Here is a 6597-nt window from a genome sequence, read left to right as displayed (position 1 = left end):
CGCGCGGGCGGCCCTGCAACCCCAACCAGCGATGCCGCCCGCGCTGGCGCCACCACCATCATTGCACTAACAATCAAATTGGACCCGTCCGTGGGGGCCGATCACCGGGTGCAGCGGACTTCGGGCTCTCCGCTCCACTCCGGATCGGACGGGCAGCACCGATTCCATGCCGGGGACAGGAACCAAGCACCTTGGCGCGAATGGGAGCCACCGATTCCCAACGATCCGGATCGGCGGATCCCGATGCTCTGCTGAAAACTCGAAGTCCTAGGAAAACCGAGCGTCGGGCATCCGGATCGGTTGGGGCATCGCAAGTGGGCGGCATCCTATGCGCCCATCCTGCCGGATCACTCTCCTGCGTGACGACTAGTGTCTCTCCAGCTCCGCGAGGGTCAGGCGACCTTTGCTCAAGGTGAGACCGGCCATTCCGGACGTCTCCTGCAGGGTTTCGGCAATGACCAAAACTCAGTTTCGATTCAGCCGGCGCCGTTCGCTGCAACAATACTGTCATCTCCCTGTCACTGCTTTGTTGCCCAATGCGGCTACTGCAGCATCGTTCACATCGTTCAAGGAGAATCGACGATGCGCAGAATTCTGCCCCTGCTCGCGGCGACCACAGCCCTGTTCAGCATGACCTTGGCCCATGCCGCGACCATCTATCCGATCGACCGCGCCACCATCCTCGTCTCGTCCCCCTTTGACCTGAAGGTCGAATTCGACAATGTGGTTGCGGAAAGTGAAATCGAACTGACCATCAACGGCCGCCCTGCGGCAGAAGTGCTTGGCCAGGATCCCCGGTTCATCGAGAAGGAGGAAGGCGTCGAGGCGTCGGCCATCCGTATCAATGGCATCCGTATCGACGAACCCGGAACCTATACCGTTGTCGCTCGGGCCGGAGATGAGGCGAAGTCGGTGACGTGGGAAGTCTACGACACGCCGGACACGCCCGTTGCAAGGAACGTCATCTTCCTCATTGCCGACGGCCTCTCGGTTGCACATCGCACCGCGGCGCGGATCATGTCGAAGGGCATGACGGAAGGAAAGGCCAATGGCCGCCTCAACATGGACGAGCTCGACCATATGGCATTCATTGGAACATCCTCGACGAACTCTATCGCCACGGATAGCGCCAACACCATGTCGGCCTACATGTCCGGGCACAAGACAGCGGTCAATGCGCTTGGCGTCTATGCCGACCGGACCGAGGATTCGCTCGACGATCCCCGCGTCGAGACACTGGCCGAAGCGCTGCGCCGCCAGACCGGCAAGGCAATCGGCGTCGTCAGCAATTCCGAGCTGCAGGATGCAACGCCCGCCGCAGTATTTGCTCACACGCGCCGTCGTGCCGACAAGGCCGAGATCAACAGCCAGATCTTCGAACTGCGTCCGGAAGTGATCCTCGGCGGCGGTTCAGCCTATTTCCTGCCGCAGTCCACGCCCGGCTCCAAGCGCAAGGATGATGTCGATCATGTCTCGCTCTATCGCGAGGCAGGTTATGCGCTGGCAACCAGCGGAACGGAACTGGCAACTGCCACCGGCAGCAATAGCGGCCTGCTGCTCGGCCTCTTCCACACCGGCAACATGGACACGACGCTCGACCGGCAATTCCTGAAGAAAGGCACGGTCGACAAGTTCCCGGATCAGCCGGGCCTCGTCGACATGACCCGCGCGGCGCTGGATGTCCTGTCCCGGAATGAAGAAGGCTTCGTGCTGGTCGTCGAAGCGGCCAATGTCGACAAGATGTCCCATCCGCTCGACTGGGAGCGTGCCGTCATCGACACGATCGAGTTCGATCACGCGGTCGGCGTGGCGCGGGAATTTGCCGAGAACAATCCGGACACACTGATCATCGTCACGGGCGACCACACTCATGGCGTCTCGATCATCGGCACGATCGATGACGAGAAAGAGGGCGACGAAATGCGCGAAAAGGTCGGCACCTATGCCGCCGCCGGCTTCCCCAACTATGAGGATGCCGATGGAGATGGCTATCCCGATCGCGTCGATGTCTCCCGCCGTCTCTTCATGGCCGCCAATAATGGCCCGGACCATTACGAGACTTTCCGGCCGAAGCTGGATGGCCCCTTCGTTCCGGCGATCCGCGACGAGAATGGCAGATATGTCGCCAATGAAGCCTACAAGGATGAGCCCGGCGCCGTGCTGGTCAAGGGCAATATCCCGACGAGCGGCGATACGGGCGTCCATGCGGTCGATGATGTCGTGCTGCAGGCTTCCGGCCCCGGTGCCGAGCGCTTCAAGGGCTATATGGAGCAGAGCGATGTCTACCGCGTCATCGCAGAAGCGCTCGCCCTTGGCGTCCGCCATACCAACTAGCGTAGCCAACCCGCGGGGGACCGGCATCCGGTCTCCCGCTTCTACCTGGGAGCAGGATCATGCTGAACCGCCGCCAGAGCCTTGTCCTGATGGGGAGCTTGATCTTCCTTCACGCTCGGCCCGCCCTGGCTCGCCCTTCGCTCGCCTTTGATGAGCTCTATGCCGAGTTCGGCGTGCTTGGCCTTCGCTTCTCCGACAAGATCGAGGCGCTCAAGGGCGAGATCGTTTCCATGCAGGGTTTCATGGCGCCACCGCTCAAGGCGGAAGCAGATTTCTTCGTGTTGACCCAAGTGCCGGTGTCGATCTGTCCCTTCTGCGCCTCCGATGCCGACTGGCCGGACGATATTGTCGTCGTCTATCTGCGCCGGGCGCAGACCTTCGAGCAGGCAAACGGGCCGATCGAAGTGACCGGGCGTCTGGAAGCCGGCTCCTGGACTGATCCGGAAACGGGCTTCGTCAGCCTGCTGCGAATTTCTGATGCGAGCTTCCGGCGGGCGTGATGCTGAAGCTTGAGATCTGCGGGCTGGAAGTCCGCTATCCCGGTCTTGCGCAGCCTGCCTTGCAGATCGACCGCCTGACGCTGGAGCCCGGCATGCGCATCGCTCTTGCCGGACCCTCAGGCTCGGGCAAGTCCACCTTCATCCACATGATCACCGGCATGGACCGGCCGAGCACCGGATCTGTAAAATGGGGAGATACCGAGTTGAGCAAACTTTCTGAACGACGGCGCGACCAGTGGCGCGCACGCAATGTCGGCCTTGTCATGCAGGATTTCCACCTGTTTCCCGGAATGAGCGCCGAGGCCAATGTGCTGCTGCCGCAGCGGCTTGCCCGTTTCGGTCTGCGTGAGGCACCGCGCAGGCGGGCACTGGAACTGTTGCGCCGCACCGGCATCGAGCGACCGGAGCAGCCGGTGGAAACATTGTCGCGCGGACAGATGCAGCGTGTCGCGGTGGCGCGCGCCCTGGTCGGCAATCCGAAGATCATCATTGCCGACGAGCCGACCGCTAGTCTCGATGCCGGATCCGGTGAAGCGGTAGCCGAATTGCTCACCGAACTGACCGCAGATAGCGGCGCGACGATCCTGGCCGCGACGCATGATGAACGGCTCATCCGCCGCATGGACAAGGTGTTGCGCCTCGAAAATGGCGAACTGGTCTCCTGAGCATGTTGGAGTTCATTCTCGCCGATCTGCGCCGGAACTGGATCGGCGCCGCCGCCCTTGCCCTGTTGGTTGCGCTTTCCACTGCGTTGAGCGTTGCCGTGATCCTCGAAGAACGTGCGCTCCGTCTAGGCAGCGCGCGCGCTGCGGCGCCATTTGATCTCGTAATCGGCGCGCCGGGCAGCGAAACGCAGCTCGTCCTGTCCAGCATATTCCTGCAGCCGGCGCCGCTTCCGCTGCTGAAGGACGACATATTGGCGCGACTGCAGGCAGATCCGCGTGTGGCAATGGCTGTGCCCGTCGGTTTCGGCGATTCAGTCGGGCCCTTTCCCGTAGTCGGCACGCTGCCCGAGGCAATCGCCATGCTCGGTGGGCTTGGCGAAGGCAAGGGGTTTGAGAGACCTCATTCTGCGATTGCCGGATCAGCAGTCACGTATCCACTCGGCACGACCTTCCAGCCCAATCATGGTAGCCCCGGCCAGGCCAGCGCGGTGCATGAGGACGTGCTCTACCGGATCGAGGGCCGCCTTGCGCCAACCGGCACGGCATGGGACCGGGCGATCCTTGTGCCCATCGAATCAGTCTGGGAGACCCATGTGCACCATGACGAAGGAAATGAGCATGGCGATGGGCCTCATGGTTTACCTGCGATCATTGTCAAGCCGGGGACGATTGCGGACGCTTATCAATTGCGCCAGGAATACCGGACCGACGAGACGCTGGCCGTCTTTCCCGGCGAGGTCCTGACCCGGCTCTATGGAACGCTCGGCGATGTGCGCGGCATTCTCGTCGCAATGTCCATCGGCACGCAGATTATCGTCGGCGCCGCGATCCTGATGATCGTTGCTGTCCATGTCCTGCAGCGCCGGCGGCAGATCGGGGCATTGCGGGCATTCGGAGCGTCGAGGCCGATCATCTTCGCCATTGTCTGGACCGAGGTGACGCTGGTGCTCGGCGCGGGCGTCCTGTTCGGCCACGGGCTCGGCTATTTCGCCGCTGAATTCATCTCGGATCATCTTTCGAATACCGCAGGGATCAGCCTGCCCGTCGAATTCCGGCGCGAGGATCTGCTGGGACTTGCGGCGACCTTTCTCATTGCCGCGCTGGCCACCCTGCTGCCCGCCTGGGCCGGCTGCCGTCAGTCGCCCGCCGAAGCCCTGCGCGCCTGAATCTGTCCTGTCATCTCTCCGTCATGCAGCCGAGACACGGCTGTTACGTCCAGCGGCTAGCAATGCCCTGCATCTGCAATGAAGCCAAGGAGCGATTCATGTTCAATACCCTGATCCGCAAGGCCCTGACCGCCGGCGTCGCGCTCGCCGCGCTCGCCCTTCCTGCATCGGCGGAAGAAATCTATCCGGCGAAGCTTGCCGGGCATGCTTTCCTGCCCGCCTTCACGCTGGTTGCCCCGCCTGCCGATGCGCCGCGCGATGCCATGATCTCGGGCAAGTTCACCGGTTCGACGCGCAATCACGAAGTCATGTCGGTTCCGGGCGATGTCGGAGCCGCATATGGCAATCACCCGACCGGCCTTGCGCTGCCCTTCCTCGGCCAGCCCGTGCAGGGTCTTTCCGGCTTTGCCATGAACCGGGCCGAAGATGGAAGCATCTACGTTCTCACCGACAATGGTTTCGGCAACAAGGTCAACAGCCCTGACGCGCTCCTCTTCTTCCATCGGATGAAGCCGGATTTCGAGCATGGCACGGTCGAACGCCTCGACACCATCTTCCTGCATGATCCGGACCATAAGGTCCCGTTCCGCATTGCCTATGAAGGCACGGACTCCCGCTACCTGACCGGCGCCGACTTCGATCCGGAGAGCATCCAGCTTGTCGATGGCGAGATCTGGATTGGTGACGAATTCGGCCCCTTCCTGATCCGCGCTACCGATGAGGGCCGCGTCCTCGCCGTATACGAGACAAAGCTCAATGGCAAGGTGCTGAAGGGTCCGGATACGCCTCGCATCACTGTCCCGGCTACTCCCGGCAAGGACTTCCAGGTGCAGCGCTCCGGCGGCTATGAAGGCATGGCCCTGCAGCCGGACACAAACCTGCTCTGGGCCATGCTGGAAAAACCGATCCTAGGTGAAAATGGCGAGCCGGAAGGCGATTTCCTGCGTGTCATGACCTTCGACCCTAAGAAGGGCGAGTGGACGGGCGCCAGCTTCCGCTTCCGGCTGGGTGAAGGCGCTGCTGCGATCGGCGATTTCAATTTCATCGATGAACGCCGCGCGCTGGTCATCGAGCGCGATAATGGCGAAGGCGACCCCGCTCTTGCCTGCACCGGCACGGACGCCACTTCCTGCTATCCAAACCCGGCGAAGGTGAAACGCATTGTCCTCATCGACACCGGAGCCACCGATGATGAGGGTTTTCTGCGGCGCATCGGTCATATCGACCTGATGAACATCGATGATCCTGAGGCGAAGGCGGTGATCGGCGCAGAAGAGAGCGGCAAGTTCGCCTTCCCCTTCCTCACGATCGAGAATGTAATGAAAGTGGATGACAGGCACATCCTCGTCGCCAATGACAATAACCTGCCTTTCTCGGGTGGGCGCGAGATCGGCAAGGCAGCGAATAACGAGTTCATCCTGCTCGAGGTCGCCGATTTCCTGGCCGCGGAATAGGCGTCCGGCGAAAATGCTGGCAGGCGGCAAGTGCCGCCTATCATCGCCAGGAACCGGCACTCGATCAACCAGCATTCATTCAACCAACCCAGGATGCCGGGTCAGTTCCACTGCGCGACAAGCGCGAGTGGTAATACACGCTCGAGGACTACCATTTTCCGAAGAACACCTGGGGCTGGACCGAGTATGCGACGACATACGGTCCTTTCCGGACGCTACACTTCGCCGAGCAGCATCTGCGGCGCCATCATGCGAACCCAGGCGGCTACTCGGAAATTCCGTATGAAGGGTGATCCTCCCCCAGTGAAGTGGTCCGCCGTTATGATTAGGAAACGGAGGATCGAGAATGGCCAACAAGCGACCGAAGCCGGAAGAGATTGTCACGAAGCTTCGGCAGGTTGAGGTTTTGCGCGGCCAAGGCATGGCGATGGCGGATGCCGTTCGCCAGATCGGCGTTTCCGAACTGACGTTCTACCGG

5 protein-coding genes and 1 pseudogene are annotated in these 6597 nt (G+C 61.8%); all 6 read left to right on the top strand.

All coding sequences use genetic code 11. From position 1 onward, the window contains the following. The first annotated feature begins 582 nt into the window (after positions 1-582). Positions 583-2334 (top strand): alkaline phosphatase, encoded by a 1752-nt coding sequence (locus ABD906_RS10220; RefSeq protein ID WP_345099307.1) that lies wholly within the window; start codon positions 583-585, stop codon positions 2332-2334. A 59-nt stretch (positions 2335-2393) separates the two neighbouring features. Beyond that, positions 2394-2834 (top strand): hypothetical protein, encoded by a 441-nt coding sequence (locus tag ABD906_RS10215; RefSeq protein WP_345099306.1) that lies wholly within the window; start codon positions 2394-2396, stop codon positions 2832-2834. 59 nt (positions 2835-2893) lie between these two features. Further along, positions 2894-3499 (top strand): ABC transporter ATP-binding protein, encoded by a 606-nt coding sequence (locus ABD906_RS10210; RefSeq protein ID WP_345099305.1) that lies wholly within the window; start codon positions 2894-2896, stop codon positions 3497-3499. A 2-nt stretch (positions 3500-3501) separates the two neighbouring features. Beyond that, entirely contained in the window at positions 3502-4665 is a 1164-nt protein-coding gene (locus tag ABD906_RS10205; protein ID WP_345099304.1) for an ABC transporter permease, read from the top strand. A gap of 98 nt (positions 4666-4763) precedes the next feature. Further along, positions 4764-6119, top strand: coding sequence for an esterase-like activity of phytase family protein (locus ABD906_RS10200; protein WP_345099303.1), 1356 nt, complete (start codon positions 4764-4766; stop codon positions 6117-6119). Between the two features lie 346 nt (positions 6120-6465). Continuing rightward, a pseudogene (locus tag ABD906_RS10195) lies at positions 6466-6597 on the top strand (IS3 family transposase); the annotation flags it as partial.

This window comes from Chelativorans composti (assembly GCF_039541695.1).
In the GTDB taxonomy this organism is placed as follows: domain Bacteria; phylum Pseudomonadota; class Alphaproteobacteria; order Rhizobiales; family Rhizobiaceae; genus Chelativorans; species Chelativorans composti.
Note: the sequence above shows the minus strand (reverse complement) of the source record. Positions and strands in the feature narration are given on the sequence as shown.

Coding starts and splice junctions, on each gene's coding strand:
- ABD906_RS10205 (WP_345099304.1), top strand. CDS start 3,502: ATGTTGGAGTTCATTCTCGCCGATCTGCGCCGGAACTGGATCGGCGCC.
- ABD906_RS10215 (WP_345099306.1), top strand. CDS start 2,394: ATGCTGAACCGCCGCCAGAGCCTTGTCCTGATGGGGAGCTTGATCTTC.
- ABD906_RS10200 (WP_345099303.1), top strand. CDS start 4,764: ATGTTCAATACCCTGATCCGCAAGGCCCTGACCGCCGGCGTCGCGCTC.
- ABD906_RS10220 (WP_345099307.1), top strand. CDS start 583: ATGCGCAGAATTCTGCCCCTGCTCGCGGCGACCACAGCCCTGTTCAGC.